23 protein-coding genes are annotated in these 21,053 nt (G+C 63.7%); 6 read left to right on the top strand and 17 right to left on the bottom strand.

Annotation, left to right across the window (positions count from 1 at the left end):
* Positions 1–12: 12 nt before the first annotated feature.
* The 13 genes from ampD to KW842_RS16295 form a co-directional block, all read right to left on the bottom strand.
* Positions 13–624, bottom strand: coding sequence for a 1,6-anhydro-N-acetylmuramyl-L-alanine amidase AmpD (gene ampD / locus KW842_RS16355; RefSeq protein ID WP_218305169.1), 612 nt, complete (start codon positions 622–624; stop codon positions 13–15).
* A complete protein-coding gene (locus KW842_RS16350) occupies positions 621–1,988 on the bottom strand; it encodes a sigma-54 dependent transcriptional regulator (RefSeq protein ID WP_218305168.1) in 1,368 nt (455 codons plus the stop codon). Before KW842_RS16350 ends, ampD begins: the two co-directional genes overlap by 4 nt.
* Entirely contained in the window at positions 1,988–3,667 is a 1,680-nt protein-coding gene (locus tag KW842_RS16345; protein ID WP_218305167.1) for a PAS domain-containing sensor histidine kinase, read from the bottom strand. The genes KW842_RS16350 and KW842_RS16345 overlap by 1 nt, the downstream gene beginning before the upstream one ends.
* Positions 3,668–3,682: 15 nt before the next feature.
* Entirely contained in the window at positions 3,683–3,982 is a 300-nt protein-coding gene (locus tag KW842_RS16340) for a PP0621 family protein (protein ID WP_218305166.1), read from the bottom strand.
* Positions 3,979–4,782: an inner membrane protein YpjD gene (locus tag KW842_RS16335; protein ID WP_218305165.1), complete on the bottom strand. Its 804-nt coding sequence runs from the start codon at positions 4,780–4,782 to the stop codon at positions 3,979–3,981. Before KW842_RS16335 ends, KW842_RS16340 begins: the two co-directional genes overlap by 4 nt.
* Positions 4,783–4,803: 21 nt before the next feature.
* On the bottom strand, positions 4,804–5,595 hold the full coding sequence (locus tag KW842_RS16330) for an ABC transporter ATP-binding protein (protein WP_218305164.1): 792 nt from the start codon (positions 5,593–5,595) through the stop codon (positions 4,804–4,806).
* On the bottom strand, positions 5,595–6,425 hold the full coding sequence (locus KW842_RS16325; RefSeq protein ID WP_218305163.1) for an ABC transporter permease: 831 nt from the start codon (positions 6,423–6,425) through the stop codon (positions 5,595–5,597). Before KW842_RS16325 ends, KW842_RS16330 begins: the two co-directional genes overlap by 1 nt.
* Complete coding sequence (locus KW842_RS16320) at positions 6,425–7,399, bottom strand: ABC transporter substrate-binding protein (protein ID WP_218305162.1); 975 nt, start codon at positions 7,397–7,399, stop codon at positions 6,425–6,427. The genes KW842_RS16325 and KW842_RS16320 overlap by 1 nt, the downstream gene beginning before the upstream one ends.
* A 67-nt stretch (positions 7,400–7,466) precedes the next feature.
* Entirely contained in the window at positions 7,467–9,446 is a 1,980-nt protein-coding gene (locus tag KW842_RS16315) for a MacB family efflux pump subunit (RefSeq protein ID WP_218305161.1), read from the bottom strand.
* Positions 9,443–10,624 (bottom strand): efflux RND transporter periplasmic adaptor subunit, encoded by a 1,182-nt coding sequence (locus tag KW842_RS16310; RefSeq protein ID WP_218305160.1) that lies wholly within the window; start codon positions 10,622–10,624, stop codon positions 9,443–9,445. Before KW842_RS16310 ends, KW842_RS16315 begins: the two co-directional genes overlap by 4 nt.
* A gap of 210 nt (positions 10,625–10,834) precedes the next feature.
* Complete coding sequence (locus KW842_RS16305; protein ID WP_218305159.1) at positions 10,835–11,860, bottom strand: M48 family metallopeptidase; 1,026 nt, start codon at positions 11,858–11,860, stop codon at positions 10,835–10,837.
* Positions 11,860–12,882 (bottom strand): YjgN family protein, encoded by a 1,023-nt coding sequence (locus KW842_RS16300; RefSeq protein ID WP_218305158.1) that lies wholly within the window; start codon positions 12,880–12,882, stop codon positions 11,860–11,862. The genes KW842_RS16305 and KW842_RS16300 overlap by 1 nt, the downstream gene beginning before the upstream one ends.
* Positions 12,883–12,884: 2 nt before the next feature.
* Positions 12,885–13,064, bottom strand: a complete 180-nt coding sequence (locus KW842_RS16295; protein ID WP_218305157.1) for a hypothetical protein — start codon at positions 13,062–13,064, stop codon at positions 12,885–12,887.
* Here KW842_RS16295 and ffh point away from each other — a divergent pair.
* Positions 13,063–14,430, top strand: a complete 1,368-nt coding sequence (gene ffh, locus KW842_RS16290; RefSeq protein ID WP_218305156.1) for a signal recognition particle protein — start codon at positions 13,063–13,065, stop codon at positions 14,428–14,430. The two genes, KW842_RS16295 and ffh, sit on opposite strands and share 2 nt — an antisense overlap.
* Positions 14,431–14,599: 169 nt before the next feature.
* A complete protein-coding gene (locus tag KW842_RS16285) occupies positions 14,600–14,971 on the top strand; it encodes an SWIB/MDM2 domain-containing protein (RefSeq protein ID WP_090183172.1) in 372 nt (123 codons plus the stop codon).
* A 33-nt stretch (positions 14,972–15,004) separates the two neighbouring features.
* On the opposite strand, the gene KW842_RS16280 is transcribed toward KW842_RS16285, so the two are convergent.
* Entirely contained in the window at positions 15,005–15,604 is a 600-nt protein-coding gene (locus tag KW842_RS16280; RefSeq protein ID WP_218305155.1) for a lytic transglycosylase domain-containing protein, read from the bottom strand.
* Positions 15,604–17,340 carry a proline--tRNA ligase gene (locus KW842_RS16275; protein ID WP_218305154.1) on the bottom strand — a complete coding sequence of 579 codons (1,737 nt, stop codon included), beginning with the start codon at positions 17,338–17,340 and terminating at the stop codon, positions 15,604–15,606. The genes KW842_RS16280 and KW842_RS16275 overlap by 1 nt, the downstream gene beginning before the upstream one ends.
* A 202-nt stretch (positions 17,341–17,542) precedes the next feature.
* Between KW842_RS16275 and KW842_RS16270 the strand changes: the two genes are divergently transcribed.
* Positions 17,543–18,172 (top strand): RNA pyrophosphohydrolase, encoded by a 630-nt coding sequence (locus tag KW842_RS16270; RefSeq protein ID WP_229223733.1) that lies wholly within the window; start codon positions 17,543–17,545, stop codon positions 18,170–18,172.
* 56 nt (positions 18,173–18,228) lie between these two features.
* The gene (locus KW842_RS16265) at positions 18,229–18,654 is read left to right on the top strand and encodes a DUF1841 family protein (RefSeq protein WP_218305153.1); all 426 of its coding nucleotides are present in this window, start codon (positions 18,229–18,231) and stop codon (positions 18,652–18,654) included.
* 67 nt (positions 18,655–18,721) lie between these two features.
* Here KW842_RS16265 and KW842_RS16260 read toward each other — a convergent pair whose 3' ends face one another.
* Positions 18,722–19,069, bottom strand: coding sequence for a cytochrome c (locus tag KW842_RS16260; protein ID WP_218305152.1), 348 nt, complete (start codon positions 19,067–19,069; stop codon positions 18,722–18,724).
* Positions 19,066–19,404, bottom strand: a complete 339-nt coding sequence (locus tag KW842_RS16255; protein WP_218305151.1) for a cytochrome c — start codon at positions 19,402–19,404, stop codon at positions 19,066–19,068. Before KW842_RS16255 ends, KW842_RS16260 begins: the two co-directional genes overlap by 4 nt.
* Before the next feature lie 198 nt (positions 19,405–19,602).
* Between KW842_RS16255 and KW842_RS16250 the strand changes: the two genes are divergently transcribed.
* Positions 19,603–20,451, top strand: a complete 849-nt coding sequence (locus KW842_RS16250) for a MoxR family ATPase (protein WP_218305150.1) — start codon at positions 19,603–19,605, stop codon at positions 20,449–20,451.
* On the top strand, positions 20,448–21,053 hold the full coding sequence (locus KW842_RS16245; protein WP_218305149.1) for a GNAT family N-acetyltransferase: 606 nt from the start codon (positions 20,448–20,450) through the stop codon (positions 21,051–21,053). The genes KW842_RS16250 and KW842_RS16245 overlap by 4 nt, the downstream gene beginning before the upstream one ends.

Raw genomic sequence — 21,053 nt, 5'->3', positions numbered from 1 at the left:
ACGGCAATTTTTCTATTGACTTTGCGGAACGCCTTTTACCACGCGCAATCCGGCGATAGCGGCCACTAACGCGGGCTCATCCATTGCCTTTTTATTCAGCAGATTTCGGTAGAAATCCCAGTCAAAATAGGGGCCGGGGTCGGTTTTCCGGCCCGGCGCAATGTGTTCGTGACCCTGCACATCGGTCAATGGATAGTACTGCCGCAGCGCAATCGTCAGGCTGGCCAGTGCCGCATATTGCGCCGCCTCGAACGGCACAACATCGCTGCCCTCCAGCTCTACGCCGATTGAAAAGTCATTGCATTTTTCGCGGCCATTGAAGCAGGAGCGGCCGGCGTGCCAGGCGCGATCGTTAGCAGAACAATATTGAATTATTCGGCCGTCGCGGCGGATAAAAAAGTGGCTGGAGACCTTCAATCCGCGCAGGTCGGCGAACGAGGGGTCAGCATTATAGTCGATCCGGCCGGTGAACAGGTCGGACACATGCGGCGCGCCAAAGCAGCCCAGCGGCAGCGAGATGTTGTGCACCACCAGCAGCGAAATATCGGCGGGGTCGGGACGGGCGTCAAAATGCGGGCTGTCGTAGCGCTGCGCCAGCGGCAGCCAGCCATCAAAACAAGTCAAGCTTCAGGCTCCTGGATATTCAGCTTCTGCATCTGGTAACGCAGCTGGCGGAAGCTGATCCCCAGCAGCTGCGCCGCTTGCGTGCGGTTGAACTGGGTTTGTGCCAGCGCGCGCAGGATGATATCGCGCTCCACCTGGTTCAGGTATTCCGGCAGGCTGCTGGGCAACGCGCCAGCCTCCGGCACCGCCGCTGTCGGCAGCGCCGCAGCGGCTCGTGCGCCCTTCAGCGACAAGTCATCAACCTGGATCACGCCGCCGTTGGCAAAAGCCAGCGCCCGTTCCAGGATGTTTTCCAGCTCGCGCACATTGCCAGGGAAAGCGTAGCCGCGCAGCGCCTCCAGCACGCCGCTGCCCAGCGCCGCCTTGTGCTCCGCCGTGCCTAGCCGTTCGAGGATGGCGTCGATCAGCAGCGGCAAGTCGTCCAGCCGTTCGCGCAGCGGCGGCACCTGCAGCTCAATCACGTTCAGGCGATAAAACAAGTCCTGGCGAAAGCCGCCCTGCTCCACACACTGCGCCAGGTTTTTATGGGTCGCACTAATAATACGCACGTCGACTGGCTCCTCGCTGGTGGCACCCAGCTTGCGTACGCGCCGTTCCTGGATCGCGCGCAGCAGCTTGACCTGCATCGCCAGCGGCAGGTCGGCCACTTCATCCAGCATCAGCGTGCCGCCGTTGGCCGCCTGGAAGAAACCGTCGCGATCATCGGCCGCGCCGGTGAACGCGCCTTTGCGATAGCCGAAGAATTCTGCCTCCATCAGCGCTTCCGGAATCGCGCCGCAATTGACGGCGATGAAGGGCTTGGCAGCGCGCGAGCTTTGCGTGTGGATCTCGCGGGCAGCCAGTTCCTTGCCGCTGCCGGATTCGCCGTTGATGGCGATCGGCGCCATCGAGCGCGCCAGCCGGGCGATCTGCGCACGCAAGCCCTGCATCACCGCCGACTCGCCGCGCAGCCCACTGGGCGCTGGGGTGGTAGCGAGCGGCCCCGGCGCGGCATTCAGGCGCAGCGCCGACTGCACCAGCAGCCGCAGCTGGTCCAGTCCCACCGGCTTGGAGATGTAATCGAAGGCACCGGCTTTCAGCGCAACCACCGCGTTGTCGGCGCTGCCGAAGGCGGTCACCACCGCCACCGGCGTGTTGCGGCAGGCGGCCGTCACCTCGCGCACCAGTTCCAGCCCGAGGCCGTCCGGCAGGCGCATATCGGTCAGCACCAGCTGGTATTCGACGCCGGCCAGCAACGCGCGCGCCTCGGCCAAGGTGGCGGCGCTGTCAACGTCCAGTCCCATTTTCACCAGCGTCAGCTCCAGCAACTCGCGCAGATCTGCCTCATCGTCGACGACCAGAACGCGCGGGGAACGAGTATTCATCAGGCGGCCTTTAAGGTGATGACGAATCGCCCGCTCAGCGACGGGCTGCCATGCGCGTCGGCCTCACTATTGAAACGATACTCATAATCCAGCCGCGCTTCGTTATTCAAGCACAATTCCCGCGCCAGATACAGCCCCAGGCCGGTGCCTTTGCTGGAGGTGGTATAAAACGGTTCAAACAAATGGGCGCGTACCTCGGGCGTGATACCGGGACCGTCGTCCTGCACATGCAGTTCCAGCCGCTGCGCCGTGTCGCGCACCACATACAGGCGGATCGAATCCGGCTTGCCGCTGGCATAGCGCACCGCGTTGCTGAGCAGGTTGAGCAGCACTTCGCGCAGGTGCAGCGCATCAAAGCGCACTTCGGCGCCGGGCGGCACGGCGATGCCGACTATGTCCGCCGCCAGGCTGTGCGTCTCGATGAATTCCGTGCGCAATTCGGCCAGGAAGCCAGCCAGCGCCAGCGGCTCGCTATGCGCCTGTACCTTGCGCGACAGTTGCAGGATGTCCTCGACCATGCGGTTGACCCGCGCCACATTGTCGCCAACGATATTCAGCAGCCGCTGCTGCCCCGGCGCCGTGACCTCCTCCGCCAGCAGCGCGGTGGCGTGGCCGATGGCCGCCAGCGGATTGCGCACCTCGTGCGCGATGCTGGCGGTCAGCCGCCCCATCGACGCCAGCTTCAGCTGCTGCGCCTGGTTTTCGATGCCGGTCACGTCTTGCAGGAAAATCACGCTGCGCTCCGCGCCCAGGCCAGAGCCTGCCATGTCGGCGGCGGCGAAGCGTACTTTCAGGTGCGCACTCAGCTCGCGCCGCGCACTCCAGGCGGCGGTCACGCCTTCCAGCGCGGCATCATTGAACGGCTTGATGGTCAGCACGGCGGTCGAGCAGCCGGGATCGGCGCGCCACTCGGCATACGCCTGGGCCAGCGGCGCCAGCGTCACCGCCGCCGACAGCCGGAACTTCATCTCCAGTCCCACCAGGCCCAGCATCTGCTGCGCCGCCGGATTGCCGGCATATACCTGCCCCTGCGGATCGACCACCAGGATGCCGTCGCCGATATTCGCCATCACCAGCCGGTTGACCGCCTGCTGCACATTGATTTCGATGCCGCGCTGGCTGGCCAGTTCCTCCTGGCCGATCAGCTTGGCGGCCATGCGGTTCACCACCAGCACGGCGGCCAGGAAGGCGGCGCCGTACAGGCCAGCCTGCATGACATCGCGGTCGCTGTCGGTCAGGAAGATTTGCCAGGTGCTGTCACCCAGCAGGAATAGCGTCACCAGCGAGGCGCAGAACAGCGCCACCACCAGCGGCGCCAGGATCGCCAGGCCAGCCAGCGGGAACAGATAGAGTATCGCCAGCCCACTGCGCATGCCGCCGCCGGCCAAATAAAGCATCGAGATGATCGCCAGGTCGCAGGCGATCTGCGACAACAGTTGCAGCACGAAATGGCGCTGCAGGTACACCGCCGTCAGCGCGAAACCGATCGCCAGCGCCAGGTAGAGCAGGCAGATTTGCAGGTACAGATCATGGCCGAGCGCATGCAGGCTGCGGTTGCCGAAGCTCAGGTAGACCAGCAGCACCAGCGCGATCACCACGCGGGTGGCGCCCAGCGTCTGCAATGAACGCCAGAAGGTTGCGCGCGATTCGGCCGTCAGGGCTTGCAGGCGCGCGATCATGACGCGCGGTGAGCGTTAGGCGGACGGCAGAGCGGCGTGGGCCGCGCTGCAATAGTCACGGCCGTTGGCCTGCACCGTCTCGGAGGACGGATAGAACACGCCGCAATGCGCGCATTGCAGCATCACTTCGGCGTCATTGGCGGCCTGCGCGGCGGCGCGCGCTTTATAGGTCTGCTGCGGCTGCGGCTGCGGCTGCGCCGCCTGCTGTTGCTGGCGGAACTGGTCCTGGTAACGCTTTTGCGCCTGGCGGATCTTGCTGCGGATAGCAAAGATAATCAGCGCGGCCAATGCCAGCCACATTAAAAACTTGGTCATGCCCAACCCTTATGTAACACCACTTCAAACACAAAACGGCTGCCGACATAGGCCAGCGCCAGCGTCGCGAAGCCGGCCAGCGTGAAGCTCAGCGCGGTCTTGCCGCGCCAGCCACGGAAGCGGCGGCCCGCCAGCAGCGCGGCAAACAGCAGCCACGATAGCAAGGTAAACGCCGACTTATGGTCCCATTTTAGCGCCTGGCCGAATAGCTGTTCCGAAAACACAATGCCCGACAACACGGTCAGGCTCAGCAAGGTGAAGCCAAAGCCTATCATCCGGAACAGCAGCTTTTCCATGGTCAGCAGCGCCGGCAGCTGGTCCAGCGCACCCGACAGGAAAGATTTCTGATCGCTGCGCGCGTGCAGCCGCGATTCCTGCAAGGCCATCAGCACGGCATGGAAAGCGGCCAGCGTCAGCGTGCTGTAGGCCATGGTGGCGATGGCGATATGCCAGCCGAACAAGGGTGACTTGCCTCCCAGCGGCACCAGGTTGCCGGGGAAAACCAGTTGCAGCGCGGCTGCCAGCGCGGCACTCGGCATCACCAGGCGGCGCAGGCCGTCCAGGCTGAAGTTCTGGTTTTCTATCCAATAGGCGGCGACCGACACCCACAGCGCCGATGACAGCATGGCGGCAAAGCCGAAGCGCAGCTCACCCGCGCCGGCAATCTCCACCCACAAGCCCAGTCCGTGCAACAGCCAGGCGGCCAGCGTGACGGCCGAAATCAGTCCGCCACGGCGCGATGGCAGGGCGGCGCACACTATATACAGCGCGATGGCTGCAATAAAAGAATAGATCTGCATTCGCTCAGTTTACACCATCGCTCAGTCCACGGCTGCCATGCGCAGCTCATCATGATGATGACGTTGCTGTTCTTCCATCACCAACTGGCCCAATTCACGCTTCAGCGCATTGAACTCGGCGGCGGCCGGATCGCGCAGCCGTGGCAATTCAACCAGGATGTCGCGCTTGACCGTGCCGGGGCGGTAAGTCATCACCACGATGCGGTCGGCCAGGTAAATCGCCTCCTCGATCGAGTGGGTGACGAAGATAATGGTCTTTTTCAGCTCAGCCCAGATGCGCAGCAGCTCATCCTGCAGATTGCGCCGGGTCAGCGCGTCCAGCGCACCGAACGGCTCGTCCATCAGCATGATCGGCGAATCCAGCGCCAGCACGCGGGCGATCGCCACCCGCTGGCGCATGCCGCCCGACAGGTCCTTCGGATAGCGGTTGCGGAAATCCTGCAAGGACAGCATATTCAGCAGCCGCTCCACCGTGGCCGCGATCTGCGCCTTGGGCTGGCCCTTGATCTGCAGGCCGAAGGCGACATTCTCGGCCACCGTCATCCACGGGAACAGCGCGTATTCCTGAAACACCATGCCGCGCTCCGGACCTGGCGCCGCCACCAGCTTGCCATCGACGCTGATGCTGCCGGAAGTCGGCGGCGCAAAGCCGGCCAGCGCGTTCAGCAAGGTCGACTTGCCGCAGCCGGATGGTCCCAGCAGGCAGACAAACTGCCCTTGCGGGATCTCCAGGTTGATGTCCTGCAGCGCCACCACCTCCTTCTCGGCGGTCTGGAACACCTTGTTGACTTGCGAAACCAGGATGTGCGTCATCAGTTCTCCAGTCCGCGGTGCCAGCGCAGCAGATAGTTATTCAGCTTGTTCATGCCGACGTCGATCGCCAGCCCGATCAGGCCGATGCTGATCATGCCGGCGATGATCTTGTCCGACCAGAAGTACTCGCGCGCCTCCAGGATGCGGAAGCCGAGGCCGTTGTTCACCGCCACCATCTCGGCCACGATCACCACGATGAAGGCGGTGCCGATGCCGATCCGCACGCCGGACAGGATGTACGGCACTGCCGCCGGCAAAATCACGCGGCTAAACATGGTCAGCCCGGACGCGCCCAGATTGCGCGCCGCGCGGATATAAATACCGTCCACCTGGCGCACCCCGGCGATGGTATTCATCAGCACCGGGAAGAAGGCGCCCAGGGCGATCAAAAACACCGCCGGCGGATTGCCCAGGCCGAACCACAGCATCGACAGCGGGATATAAGCGATCGGCGGAATCGGCCGCACCATCTGCACCAGCACATTGAACCAGTCGTAGACGCGGCTGCTCATGCCCATCGCCAGCCCGAGCGGCAAGGCCAGCCCGCCGCCGATCAGGAAGCCGACCACCACCCGGTACAAGCTGCTGATGGAATCGGTCATCAGCTCGCCGGACACTGCCCAGTGCAGCCAGCTGCCAGCTGCCGGATCGTAAGGCATCAGCGGCAGCAGGTAAGCCACCCACTTCTCCGCGACCGCCAGCGGCGACGGCAGCACCTGCGGATTGACCCAGCCCATCACCGCCACCGTCTGCCACAGCGCCACCACCAATGCCGGCAGCACCAGCCCGACGCCGATCTGCCGCCACGATGATGAAGCAGCGGCCGCCATTATTTGACGCCCAGGTTTTTCTTGGCTGCTTCCAGCAGGTCGGTCTTGACCCAGTCCTTGGCCAGCGGCGGCTTGCTCATGCGGCCGACACCGGTCTTGACCATGACATCGGTGGTGATCTGGATGTGCTCGGGCGTGATGTCGTAGCTGTAGGGCGAATTGCCGATGGCGTCGTCGAAGTCATCCTTGGTGATCTGGTTCTTGAACACCACCTCGCGCACATACTTCTCGGCCACCGCCTTGTTCTCGATGAACAGCTTGGTCGACTGCACGAAGCAGTTCATGAACTTCTCGGCCAGCGGCCGCTTCTCTTTATAGAACTTCTCGGTCATCACCATGGTGCGCACCGGTTCGCCGATCGGCGTGTCGTAAGGTTTCAGGATCTCGGTGCCAAAGCCCTTGTTGATCGCCTGCGAGGACTGCGGCTCGGACTGCATCATCGCGTCGATCTGCTTGCCGAGCAGCGCCTGATTCAAGTCGGCATAGGCCAGCAATACTAGCTGCACATCCTTGCCCGGCTGGTCTGAAACGGTCAGGCCGTTCTGCTGCAGCTCGGCCAGCAACAGCACCTCCTGGATGCCGCCGCGCGTCACGCCGACCTTCTTGCCCTTCAGATCCTTGACGGTTTTCAGCTTCAGGTCGGCGCGGCTGACCAGCTGCGCGCCGCCCTTGGCGAAGCCGGCCACCACATAAATCGGCGCACCGCCGGCCCGGCCGGAAATCGCCGCCTCGGAAGCGGTGGTGCCGACATCGAGCTCGCCGGCGATGATCGCCTGCATCACATCCAGGCCTTTGGCGAACACCCGCTCCTCGACCTTGATGCCGCACTTGGGGGCGATCTCCTTGATATAAGAGACGGCGCCGTAGTGGGCAAACTTCAGGTTACCAAGCCGGACCACTTCCTGCGCCTGGGCGGCGCCAACGTTAAACAAGCCTATCAGGGCCAGCGTACCGCACAGTGCTTTCAGCTTCATCCGTCTCTCCTCGATCCAAGTGATACCGCGATTGTGGAGAGATAGTATCAAGCCCGGCCGCAATTGCCTACTGTCCCATCAGCGCCACCACCGGGTCCAGTCCGGAGGCTTTGCGGGCCGGCATGAAGCCGAACACCAGGCCGGTGATCACCGCGCAGCCGAAGGCGCCAGCGATGGCGCTCAGCGAGAAGATCACCGGCACCTCCCACACCAGCAGCAAGCCGGCGAGCACCACCCCGGCCACAATCCCGGCCACGCCGCCGACCACCGATACCAGCACCGCCTCGGTCAGGAACTGGCGCAGGATGTCGCGCCGGCGCGCGCCGGTGGCCATGCGGATGCCGATCTCGCGGGTGCGCTCGCGCACCGTCATCAGCATCACATTCATGACGCCGATGCCGCCCACCACCAGCGACACCGCCGCAATCAGGCTCAGCATCATGGTCATATTATCCTGCGTGCGCGCCTCGGCGGCGATGGCGGCGGCGGCATTGCCGATGCCGTAGTCACGGATGCGGTGGCGCTCGAACAGCACCTCGTCGATCGCCTGTTCCACCTCGGCGACGCGGCTGACATCGGCTGCGGCCAGCACCGTGTAAGTCGGCTCGCGCTGGCCGAACACGCGGATGCCGGCGGTGGAAAACGGCAGTAGCAGCACGTCGTCCTGGTCCTGCTCGCCGGTCAGCGCGCCCTTGGCGCTCATCACGCCGAGCACCTGGAACGGCACGTTGCCGATCAGGATGGTCTGGCCGACCGGGTTGGCGACGTCGGGCATCAGCTTTTCCGCCAGCCGCGAGCCGAGCACCGCCACGGTGGCCATATCGTGCTCGTCCTCGGCGGTGAAGAAGCCGCCGCGCGCCACTGGCCAGGTCTGGATGCGCGGCAGTTCCGCGCCGGTGCCGCGCACATAGGTCTGCACGTCGATGTTGCCGTGGCGGATAACCTTGTTGCCGGTGACGTTGGGCAGCACATGCGCGACGCCGGGCACGTCGGCCAGCGCCTCCAGGTCACCCAGCGTGATGCTGCGGCCCGGAATCCGCGAGCTTTCGCCGCGCGACGACATATATAAGAGGTTGGAGCCGAATGCGCCCAGCTGCGCCATCACCTGCTGGCGGGTGCCAAGGCCGATGGCCAGCATGACGATCACCGAAGCGACGCCGATGACGATGCCGAGCAGGGTCAGGCCGGTGCGGAATCGGTTGATCCACAATACCCGCCAGGCGGCGCGCGCAGCGTCAGCCAGCTCCGACCACAGCGAAGCGCCGCTGTCGTATTTGGCGCGCGACAGGTCCAGGGGCGGCAGCGCGCCGCGCGCCACCGCTGGGGCGTCCGCGCCGGAATCAGCCACCACCTGGCCGTCGCTGACTTCAATCACGCGGCGGGCTTGTGCCGCTACTTTGCGGTCATGGGTAATCAGGATGATGGTGTGGCCGGCGTCGGCCAGCTCGCCCAATAGTGTCATGACCTCGGCGCCGCTCTTGCTGTCCAGCGCACCGGTCGGTTCGTCGGCCAGGATGATGCGTCCACCATTCATCAGCGCGCGGGCGATCGACACCCGCTGCTGCTGGCCGCCCGACATCTGGCTGGGCCGGTTGTCCAGCCGGTCACCGAGGCCGAGGCGTTCCAGCAGCATCACTGCACGTGCGTGGCGCTCTGCGGCCGGCATGCCGGCATACAGCGCCGGCACCTCGACATTCTCGCGCGCCGACTCGGTGGCGATCAGGTGATAGCCCTGGAACACAAAGCCGAACGCCTCGCGCCGCAGCCACGCCAGCTCGTCAGCGTCCATGCCCGCCACATCCTTGCCGGCGAATCGGTAGCCGCCCTCGCTGGGCCGGTCCAGGCAGCCAAGCATATTCATCAGCGTCGACTTGCCGGAACCGGAAGCACCGACAATGGCGACAAACTCGCCGGCGCGAATCTCCAGATCAACGCCGCGCAACACCTCTATCGCCGGTGCACCATCATTGCCGCCATAGCGCTTGCGGATGCCGCGCAGCGCGATCAGCGGCGGCTCGCCCGCGCCGAAATCATCCGCCCCGCTCATAGCTGGAACCTGCTGACGCCTTCCGCCACCTGCTCGCCGGTCACCAGCAGCTCGCCTTCGCGCAAGCCTTCCAGCACCTCGCCGCTGAGGCGATTGCGCACGCCCAGCGTCACATTGCGCGTCTGCACGCTGCCATCACCGGCCATCACGCGCGCAGTGAACTGGCCACGCTTGGCGCCCTCGCCGGTGACCGGCTTCAGCGCCGGCAGCGGCGCCGCCAGCACATTGCTGGCCGACGCCGTCACAAACACCACCTGCGCCGTCATCTGCGGCATCAACTCGCCATCGGCGTTATCCACCTCAAACAGCACCGTGTACAGTATCACCTTGCTGCTGGATGGCGCCAGCGCGGTGCCGGCACTGACGCCGCCCGCCACCGGCGGCGCTGGCAGCACCTGCCGCACCTTGCCGCTCCAGCGCCGCTGGTCGCCGCCCAGCGTGGTGAAGTACACACCCATGCCAGGACGCACGCGGCGCACATCCGCCTCCGACACCTCGGTCCACACCGTCATCGCCGCCAGATCGGCGATGCGCAGCAGATTCGGGGTCTGATACGTGGCGTTCAGCGTCTGCCCTTCGCGTGCGTCGAGGCTGACCACGGTCCCGCCCATCGGCGCGTAAATGCGGGTGTAGCCCAGCCGCGCCTCGTCGGCTTTCAGGCTGGCCTGGGTCTGGTCGATCTGCGCTTTCAGGTTGGCGATGCGCGCCAGCGCCGACTCCAGCGTGGCCAGCGCAATATCCTGGTCGCTGCCGGACGTGGCGTCAACTTCCGCCATCATGCGCTGCCGTTCATGCTGGCGATTCGCCAGCCGGTGCTGCGCCTGGTGTTCGGCCAGCTGCGCGCGCAAGCCGGCCAGCGCCGCGCGGCCGGCATCCACGGTTGCCTGCTGCACGCTGGGATCGATCTCGGCCAGCAGCTCGCCCTGCTTGACACTGCTGCCCGGCGCCACATGCAAACGCGTGATCTGGCCCGACACCTGCGCGCCAACATCCACATAGCGCTGCGGCTGCAAGGTGCCGATCGCGGTCACACTCGATTCAATATTGGCGCGCTTGAGCGGCGCCGTTTCATACACCACGGCCGGCTTGCGCGTCAGCCACAGCGCCGCGCCGGCGGCCGCCAGCGTCAGCGCCACTGCCACGCCAATAACGGCGCGGCGGGGAAAAGCTCGATACATCCATCACTCCTTGATCAGAAATAGACGCGCCGTCGCGGCGCGCCGCATAAGCGGCGGCACAGGCGACGGAGGCTGGCTAAAGGGGAGTGGCTGGCGAAGACGGATTGCGGCGGCGCGAGGGGCGGCAAATAAGAACTGTTCTCATTTTAACCGCAGTGTTAGCCTCATGGCAATCCACCCCGCGCCCTGGCAGGCGGCGCGGCGCGGGTTTTACTGCTGGCGCATGGCGGCGCGCACGCGCTCGATACGTTCGGCGCCGGCCGGATGGCTGGACAGATAATCCGCCATCTCCAATCCGTGCTGCTGCTCGAATTTGTGCAGCCGCTCGAACACCGTCAGCAGATGCTCCAGCGGCACGCCGTTGTGGCGCAGCATGGCGATCGCGTAAGCGTCGGCGTCGCGTTCGGCGTCGCGCGAATATTTCATGTCGACCAGCGCCGCCGGCGCCGCCGTCAGCAGCGACGACACATCGCCGAACAGCATTGCCGCGCTGCTCGCCACCACCGCGCCCTGGATGATGCGGCGGGTGATGTGGTGCTGGTGCAAATGGCCCAGCTCGTGCGCCAGCACGCCCATCACCGCCTCGTCATCCTCCAGCAACCGCACCATTTCGTCGGTCAGCACGATGTCGCCGGACGGCAGCGCGAAGGCGTTGGGGCCGATGCGGCTCTTGCGGAACACCAGCCGCCAGCTGGGCGCTTCGCCGCCGGGCGGCTGCAACTGGCGGAAGCGCTCGCTCAGCGCCGCCATGCGCTGCTCGGAAAAGCGCGACGGCTCGAACATATGCCGGTCCAGCGTAGCCAGCACACCCTGCCCCAGTTGCTGCTCCATGCTGGCCGGCATATTGCGCGCCAGCAGATCGGCCGCCGCCGGCAGCACATACACATAGCCAAGGCCGATCACCGCCAAGGTGCCGACAGCGGCAGCCAGCGCGCCGCGCCAGCTTTGCTGCAAGCGCACCACCCAGCCGTCGGCGTGGCCGGTGCTGTGCAGCAGCGACGCCAGTCCTTGCAGGTCGCGCACTTCCAGATAGGCGCCGTCCGGAAAGGTGATCTTGCGCAGCGCGTGCACGCTGCGTTCGGACACGCGCAGCTCGGCCAGCGGGCTGTCGCGCTCGGCCTCGCCGCGCACCTGCGCCACGCCGTCGCGCACTTGCAGCGTGACGCGGTGCAGGCGCGAGCTGTGGCCGTCGAAATAGGCAGCGTCGACCGGCTTGCCGGTGATGTCGGCGTCCATCACATCGCCAGGTCGAAGTCCAGCATGTCAGCCGCGCCTTCGCCGGTGGCGCCGACGCCGTCATTCGCGCCTGCCACGAATTCGTCCAGGCTGCCGGCAGGCTGCAGCGACAGCGACTCCAGCCGGTAACGCTGCCAGCGCACCACCGCGAACGGCGTGAACAGGCCCAGCGTGAATACGATGCCCAGCACATTGGTCAGCATGATGCCGGCGACCTTGTTCCACTTCAGGTCCGACTGGAAGCGGTGTTCGCCCAGGCCGGTGTGGTTCCAGATCAGGTTCTGGATCAGCGCCAGGAAGACCGGCACCAGCAGCGCCATATACACATAGGCCAGGCCGATTACCCCCACCGCGGCGGCCGGCGAGGCCAGCAGCGCGCCGGCGGAAGCGCCGAGCAGCGCCGCAGCAATGCCGCCGACCACGATCATCCCCAGCAGCACCAGATAGCACTGATAGAAACTGCCGACGCTGGCGCTGAAGTTGAAATGCTGGGCGCCATAGCGGCTTTCGGTATGCTGGAATTGCTTGATGCGCTGGTGTACGAATGGCAGCGCCAGCGTGAGGCTGATCAGGTACAGCAGCGGCAGCAGCAGAAAGTGGAAGTAGGCCTGCTTGGGCGTGCCGTCGAAGCCGAAGCGGATGCCCCGGTAGCTGGTGTTATACAGGCGGAACTTCAGGCTGTTCAGCACCAGCCACGGCATCACCACCGCCAGCAGCAGCACCATCAGCAGGCCCGCCAGCGGCGACACCTGGAACGCCACGTTATAGCCGACGATCAGCACCAGCGCGATGATGCGGCCTTTGAGGATGGCCAGCGGCTTGCCGTGGTATTCAAAACTGGCGCCGGCCAGCTCGGTGCACGAGTACATATATTGGTTGCGGCGCACCTTGGCCCAGGCCGAATAAATCCCCAGCGTGACGATGGTCAGCAACAGGTTGACTATCCAGATGCGGAAATATTCGCTGCCGGTTGCATGAAACTTGATGCGCTGCGGCGCGGCCGGTTCCAGTAACTGCTCCATACTCACCACCCCATACTTAAATAGAAAGCAACACCATGCCTGTGGCCGAGAATATTGTCAACGAGAAACTGTATATTTTTTGGCAATCCGCTCAATGGTGAAGCCGCAAGCGATGCGGTAAAATGGCGGCCATTGTCATGTCCGGCCGCGCGGCCGGCGCCACCACGAAGATCGATCACCATGCTAGATAATCTGACTCAACGCCTTGCCAAGGTCGTCAAGACCATGCGCGGCGAGGCCCGCCTGACCGAAGCCAACACCGCCGAGATGCTGCGCGAAGTGCGCATGGCGCTGCTGGAGGCCGACGTCGCCCTGCCGGCCGTGCGCGAATTCATCTCCCGCGTCAAAGAGAAAGCGCTGGGCGAAGAAGTGATCGCCTCGCTGTCGCCGGGCCAGGCGCTGGTCGGCGTGGTGCAGCGCGAACTGGCGGCGCTGATGGGCGCCGACCTCGGCCCGGAAGCGGCGCAGATCAGCTTTGCCCAGCAGCCGCCGGCGATCATCCTGATGGCCGGCCTGCAAGGTGTGGGTAAGACCACCACCGTCGGCAAGCTGGCCAAGTACCTGAAGGAAGAAAAGAAAAAGAAAGTGCTGACGGTGTCGGCCGACGTGTATCGCCCTGCCGCGATCGCCCAGCTGCAATCGGTGACCAGCCAGGTCGGCGCCGACTTCTTCCCGTCCACCGCGCAGGACAAGCCGGTCGATATCGCGCTGGCCGCGCTGGACTGGGCCAAAAAGCACTACCACGACGTGCTGATCATCGACACCGCCGGCCGTCTCGGCATCGATGAAGAAATGATGAAAGAGATCGCTGCCGTGCACGGCGCGGTCAAGCCGGTGGAAACCCTGTTCGTGGTCGACGCCATGCTGGGCCAGGATGCGATCAACACCGCCAAGGCCTTCAACGACGCGCTGCCGCTGACCGGCATCGTGCTGACCAAGCTGGACGGCGATGCGCGCGGCGGCGCGGCGCTGTCGGTGCGCCACATCACCGGCAAGCCGATCAAGTTTGCCGGCGTCTCGGAAAAACTCGACGGCCTGGAGCCGTTCGATCCGGCGCGCATGGCCAACCGCGTGCTGGGCATGGGCGACATCCTCGCGCTGGTCGAGGAAGCCCGCAAAGGCGTGGACGCCAAGGCGGCTGCCGACCTGGCGGCCAAGGTCAAGTCGGGCGGCAAGTTCGACATGAACGACTTCAAGGCGCAACTGGGCCAGATGAAAAAAATGGGCGGCATGGCCAGCCTGGTCGACAAGCTGCCGGCGCAATTCCAGCAGGCGGCCGGCAACGCCAATATGGACCAGGCCGACAAGCAGGTGCGCCGCATGGTCGGCATCATCGACTCGATGACGGCGGCCGAACGCGCCAAGCCGGAACTGATCAAAGCCACCCGCAAGCGCCGCATCGCGGCCGGCGCCGGCGTGCAGGTGCAGGAAGTCAACCGCATGCTGAACCAGTTCGAGCAGATGCAAACCATGATGAAAAAGCTATCGGGCGGCGGCATGATGAAAATGATGCGCTCGATGAAGGGCATGATGCCGGGCCTGCGTTAAGCTGCTTGAATGCGCCTCAAATCACGTAAACCCCGGTTTAGCCCCGTGTTTACGTGGTGTTTCCGGGAAAAAACGCGAAAAACACTTGCGTACTGCTTAAATCCCCACCAATATTACCCGGTGCGATCAATTGCGCAATTTTCTATGTGTTCGTTAAGGAGGCTCGAATATGGCAACAGCCAAAAAAGCAGCACCTGCTAAGAAACCGGCAGCAAAACCTGCCGTGAAGAAAGCAGCAGCACCCGTAAAAGCAGCAGCTAAACCAGCAGTGAAAAAAGCACCAGCAGCACGCAAACCTAACGCCGCTTTCATGAAAGCGCTGACGCCATCCGCCTCCCTGGCTGCCGTCGTGGGTGCCGCGCCTCTGCCGCGCACCGAAGTCACCAAGAAAGTGTGGGAATACATCAAGAAACACGATCTGCAAGATGCGGCCAACCGCCGCAACATCAATGCGGACGATAAACTGAAAGCCGTATTCGGCGGCAAAGCTCAGGTTTCCATGTTCGAAATGACCAAGCTCATTTCCGACCACCTGAAATAAGAGACAAAAAAAACCGGGGACTTCCCCGGTTTTTTATTTCCAGTTATTCCATGCCTTGAGCACGGCGTTCGGATATTCGGGCTTGCCGCGGCTACCATTGTAACGCCCCAAAGCCAGGAACAGATTGCCCGCCTCCATGTCGATATACATGCGCAGGATAGAACAGCCGTAGCGCAGATTGGTCTGCATATCAAACAGCGCGCGCCGGTCGCGGTCGCCGATCACATTGGTCCAGAACGGCATCACCTGCATATAGCCGCGCGCGCCGGCGATCGACACCGCGTATTTGCGGTAAGCCGACTCCACCTGTATCAAGCCCAGCACCAGGCCAGGATCGAGGCCGGCGCGGCGCGCCTCATACCAGGCGGTGGCCAGGAATTCGTTGCGGGTCTGCCGGTCCGGCAGCTTGCGCTGTAGCCGGTGCGACATGGTCTCCAGCCAGTTGCGGTACTGCGCCTGATCGGAGGGATTGCGGAAGGCGGGCGTGGGCGGGGTCGCATCCTTGATGGCGTTGGACAGCGCCAGCCGCACCGAGTCGGCCAGCGCTTCCTCCTTCTGATTGCCGGCCAGCGCCGCCGGGACGGCCAGCGCCAGCAGCAGCGCCGCCAGCGTCCGCCGCCGCAGCGCGTTCATCACTGCGCCAGTTTGCCTTTGATGAAGGCCAGCACCTCGGCCACCGGCACGGCAGTCGCTTCGGTGTCGCGGCGGCCCTGGTATTCCAGCTTGCCTTCTTTCAGGCCACGGTCGCCGATCACCACGCGGTGCGGCACGCCGATCAGCTCCCAGTCGGCAAACATCTGGCCCGGACGCTGGCCGCGGTCGTCCAGGATCACGTCGATGCCGGCCGCGACTGCTTCGGCGTACAGCTTCTCGGCCGTTTCTTTCACCGCTTCGCTGCGGTCCATGCCCATCGGGCACAGTACCAGTTCGAACGGCGCCAGCGCGGTCGGCCACACAATGCCCTTGTCGTCGAAGTTCTGCTCGATCGCGGCGCCCAGGATGCGGGTGATGCCGATGCCGTAGCAGCCCATCTGCAGCGGCGCAGGTTTGCCGTTTTCGTCGAGGAAGGTGGCCTTCATCGCTTCCGAGTAGGCCGTGCCCAGCTGGAACACGTGGCCCACTTCGATGCCGCGCTCGATCGCCAGCACGCCCTTGCCGTCCGGCGAGGCGTCGCCTTCGACCACATTGCGCAGGTCGGCCACAATGGTTGGCTCGGCAGTGTCGCGGCCCCAGTTGGCGCCGGTGTAGTGGTAGCCGGCATCATTCGCGCCGCAAATGAAGTCCGCCATGTTGGCGACACTGCGGTCGGCCACCACGGTGACCGGAGCCTTGGTGCCGATCGGGCCCAGGTAGCCAGGCACGCAGCCGTAGACTTCCAGGATTTCCGCTTCGGTCGAGAAGCGGTGCGCCGCCAGGCCCGGCACTTTGCCGGCCTTGATGTCGTTGAGTTCGTGGTCGCCACGCAACAACAACATGAAATACTGTTTAGTCACTTTACCGTCGGCTTCATTCTCGACGGTCAGCGCCAGGGTTTTCACGGTCTGCGACAGCGGCTGTTTCAGCTGCTCGGCCACCAGCTCGCACTTGGTGGCGTTTGGCGTTTCCACCTTGGTCAGCGGCTGCGCGGCGGCAGGACGGCTGGCATTGACCGGCAACGCTTCGGCCGCTTCCATATTGGCGGCGTAATCGGAGGTCGGGCAGTACACCAGCGCGTCCTCGCCGGTGCTGGCGATGACGTGGAATTCGTGCGAACCGGTACCGCCGATCGCGCCGTTATCGGCTGCTACCGCACGGAACTTCAAACCAAAACGGTTGAAAATACGTACATAGGCGTCGTACATGATTTTGTACGAGGCTTGCATGCCGGCCAGGTCACGGTCGAAGGAGTACGCGTCCTTCATGGTGAACTCGCGGCCGCGCATCAGGCCGAAGCGTGGACGGCGCTCGTCGCGGAATTTGGTCTGGATGTGGTAAAAATTCAACGGCAGCTGGCGGTAGGATTTGATTTCCGAACGGACAACATCGGTGATCACTTCTTCAGCAGTCGGCTGGAAGGCGAATTCGCGGCCGTGACGGTCCTTGATGCGCAGCAGTTCGGCGCCCATCTTGTCCCAGCGGCCAGTTTCCTGCCACAGCTCGGCCGGCTGGATCAGGGGCATCAGCAGCTCGATGGCGGCCGACTGGTTCATTTCCTCGCGCACGATGGCTTCAACCTTGCGGATGATTTTCAGGCCCATCGGCATGTAGGTGTAAATGCCCGAACCCAGGCGTTTGATCATGCCGGCGCGCATCATTAACTGATGGCTGACGATCTCGGCATCCGAAGGAGCTTCTTTAAGCGTGGAAATAAAAAAACGTGACGCGCGCATACGGTGAATTCTTTTTAAAAAGAGAGAGTTATAATCAACCTAATTTTAAAGGATTAGCTGGCTGATGCACCCATACTTTATACAAATGCGTTCAAATCAGGGCCCTCCGGCCGTTTTCGTACCCCGAAAACGCTGTCGGTGTGCCGTTTTGTGGGCAAAAATATAAGACGGGGGCACAGTCGCAGAAAGTTTGAGGTGCAATATGCTCGATCGTGAAGGGTTTCGGCCCAACGTCGGCATCATCCTGCTGAACGCCCAGAACGAGGTGTGGTGGGGCAAGCGGGTGCGTGAGCACTCATGGCAATTTCCGCAAGGCGGCATCAAGTATGGAGAGACGCCAGAGCAGGCGATGTATCGCGAGCTGGAGGAGGAAATCGGTCTGCGGGCCGAGCACGTCAAGATTGTCGGTCGCACCCGCGACTGGCTGCGCTATGAGGTGCCGGACCATTTCATCAAGCGGGAAATCCGCGGCCACTACCGTGGCCAGAAACAGATCTGGTTCCTGCTGCGCATGTGTGCGCGCGATAACGACGTCAACCTGCGCCTGACCGACCATCCGGAGTTCGACGCCTGGCGCTGGCATGACTACTGGGTGCCGCTGGACGTGGTGATCGAATTCAAGCGCGACGTCTACCAGCGCGCGCTGCAGGAGTTGTCGCGCTTCCTGACCTGGCCGGCCAACGGCCACGACCGCCGCCACCACGGCTCGCGCTACCTGCGCCAGCCGCACGCGCCGCGCAACAGCGCGACGCCGGCGCCCAAGCCGCTGCCGCCCACCACGGACGACTGCGCTTGCGCCGAACCGGCGGCTGAACAGAAAAACAGCGCCTGATGCCAAAACGGGACCGTCTCTGACGGTCCCGTTTTTTTTCCGTACAATGGCGGCCTATGTTTAATCCCTCTTCCGACGATGTGCGCCGCTTCTTCTGCGACGCCTACCGCAAGCAACAGGCGCGCGCGCCACTGACGCCGATCGAAACCATGGCGGCCGACTGGATACGCCACCATCCCGAATACCACGATGTGCTGGCCGACGTCGACACTGCCTTAACGCGCGACTATCAAGTCGAAGGCGCGCAAGCCAATCCGTTTTTACATTTGTCGATGCACCTGTCGATCGACGAGCAGATCTCGATCGACCAGCCGCCCGGCATCCGCGCGCTGGCCACCCAGCTGACGTTGAAGCTGGACGACGCCCATGCGGCGCAGCACGAAATCATGGAATGCCTGGGCGAAATGATCTGGAACGCCCAGCGCACCGGCACCCCACCCGACGCCGCCGCCTACCTCGAAGCCATCCAGCGCCGCCTCTAAACTCCGCGGTCAGTTCCGCCAAACGTACACGAGCTCGTGTACGTTTGGCAGAACTGACCCCGGTTTTTTAGCGGTGGGTGGCCAGTTGGCCTGGCAGGCTGTGCAGGTAGGCGGCCAGGTCTTTGATGTCCTGGTTGCTCAAGGGCTTGACCTGGCCGGTCATGATGGCGTTGCTGCGGCCGTTGGCGGCGTCGCCGCGCTTGTAGGCTTTCAGCGCATGCTCCAGGTAGTCCTTGTGCTGGCCGGCCAGCTTCGGATAGCTGGGGTCGATCGGCGTGTTGAAGTCCGGGCCATGGCAGCTGACGCAGGTGTATTTGTCGGCCAGCGCCTTGCCGGCGGCGATGTTGCCGGCCGCTTGCGCGCCCATCGCGGCCAGCAGGCAGGCGGCTGCGGCGATCCAGTGTTGACGCTTCATTTCACACCTCCGCTGCGGGTCTGCTGCGCATAGAATGCCGCCACGTCGGCAATGTCCTGATCCGACAGGCTGGCCGCGATCCCCCTCATCGATGGATGCTTGCGCTCGCCCTTCTTATAGGCCTGCAGCGCACTTTCGATGTACTTGGCCGACTGGCCGCCTATCATCGGCACCTGGAATACTTCGGGAAAAGTGGCTTTGTAGCCGGGGATGCCATGGCAACCGATACACATTTCGATCTTGGCTTTGGCGTTCTGGGCGTTGCCCACAACTTCCGCAGCGACGGCGACGTGGGCTAGGCCTGCGAACACGAGGAGTGCGGTGAGTTTTTTCATGGTGTCTCTAAGTAAGTAATCGGATACTGCGATCTCGGATACTTCTACCACGTGTCACTATATTGACTTTTGTACTATTTATGCAGGGATTCTAACCTAAGTATTTTTTATAAACAACACGCGTCCCACAGCGCTCCCGAGTCCCTCCTCTAGCGTTTCCTTCTATACTGTTTGTTCTTTTTCTTCCCGGACAAATCCATGCAAGCACGCTTCGAAGGCTCCGACCAGTACGTCGCCACCGCCGACCTGAAACTGGCGGTCAACGCCGCCCTGACCTTGCAGCGCCCGCTGCTGATCAAGGGCGAACCCGGCACCGGCAAGACCATGCTGGCCGAGGAAGTCGCCGCCGCGCTGAACATGCCGCTGATGCAGTGGCACGTCAAGTCGACCACCAAGGCGCAGCAGGGCCTGTACGAATACGACGCGGTGTCGCGCCTGCGCGATTCGCAGCTGGGCGACGAGCGGGTGCGCGACATCCATAACTACATCGTCAAGGGCGTGCTGTGGCAGGCTTTCACCGCGCCGGCGCCGGTGGTGCTGCTGATCGATGAAATCGACAAGGCCGACATCGAGTTCCCCAACGACCTGCTGCGCGAGCTGGACCGCATGGAGTTCTATGTCTACGAAACCCGCGAGATGGTGCGCGCCGTGCACCGCCCGCTGGTGATCATCACCTCCAACAACGAGAAGGAGCTGCCGGATGCCTTCCTGCGCCGCTGCTTCTTCCACTACATCAAATTCCCCGACCGCGACACCATGCAGCAAATCGTCCAGGTCCACTATCCGCAGCTGAAGCAGGAACTGCTGGCGCAGGCGCTGCAGACTTTCTACGAGCTGCGCGAGGTGCAGGGCCTGAAGAAGAAGCCGTCCACCTCTGAATTCCTCGACTGGCTCAAGCTGCTGATGGCGGAAGACATTCCGCCGGAAGCGCTGCGCAGCCAGGATCAGAAAGCCATCGTGCCGCCGCTGCATGGCGCGCTGCTGAAGAACGAGCAGGATATTCACCTGTTCGAGCGCCTGATCCAGATGGTGCGGGCCAACCGATGAGCATCGCCTTTGATACGCCACGGGCGCTGACGCTGGAATTGCACGGTGTGCGCCTGGAACCGCTGGCGCCCCACCACGCCGAGGGCCTGCGCACGGCGGCCGCCGATGGCGAATTGTGGAATTTGCGCATCACTTCGGTGCCCGAGCCGCACGAGGTGGACGCGTATATCTTCAAGGCCATCGAGCAGCGCCCCACCCGGCTGGCGTTTGCCGTGATCGACAGCGCCAGCGGCGCGCTGATGGGCACCACCAGCTATCACGATATCGTGCCCGACATCGGCCGGCTGGAGATCGGCTATACCTGGTACGCCAAGAGCCGCCAGCGCAGCCACGTCAACACTACCTGCAAGCTGCTGTTGCTGGGCCACGCCTTCGAGACGCTGGGCGCGGCGCTGGTCGGCCTGCGCACCGATAACTTCAATCACGCGTCGCAGGCCGCCATCGAGCGGCTCGGCGCGAAAAAGGACGGCGTGCTGCGCCACCATGCGCTGCGCCGCGACGGCACGGTGCGCGACACCGTCATGTACAGCATCGCCGCCGGCGAGTGGCCGGAGATCAAGGCGCAGCTGCGCTACAAGCTGGCGCAGCACGGAGTGCAGTGA

Origin of the sequence: Duganella sp. sic0402 (genome assembly GCF_019219065.1) — a bacterium.
Lineage (GTDB): Bacteria > Pseudomonadota > Gammaproteobacteria > Burkholderiales > Burkholderiaceae_D > Rugamonas.
The sequence above is the reverse complement of the archived record's forward strand: the minus strand, read 5'-3'. Positions and strand labels throughout refer to the sequence as shown.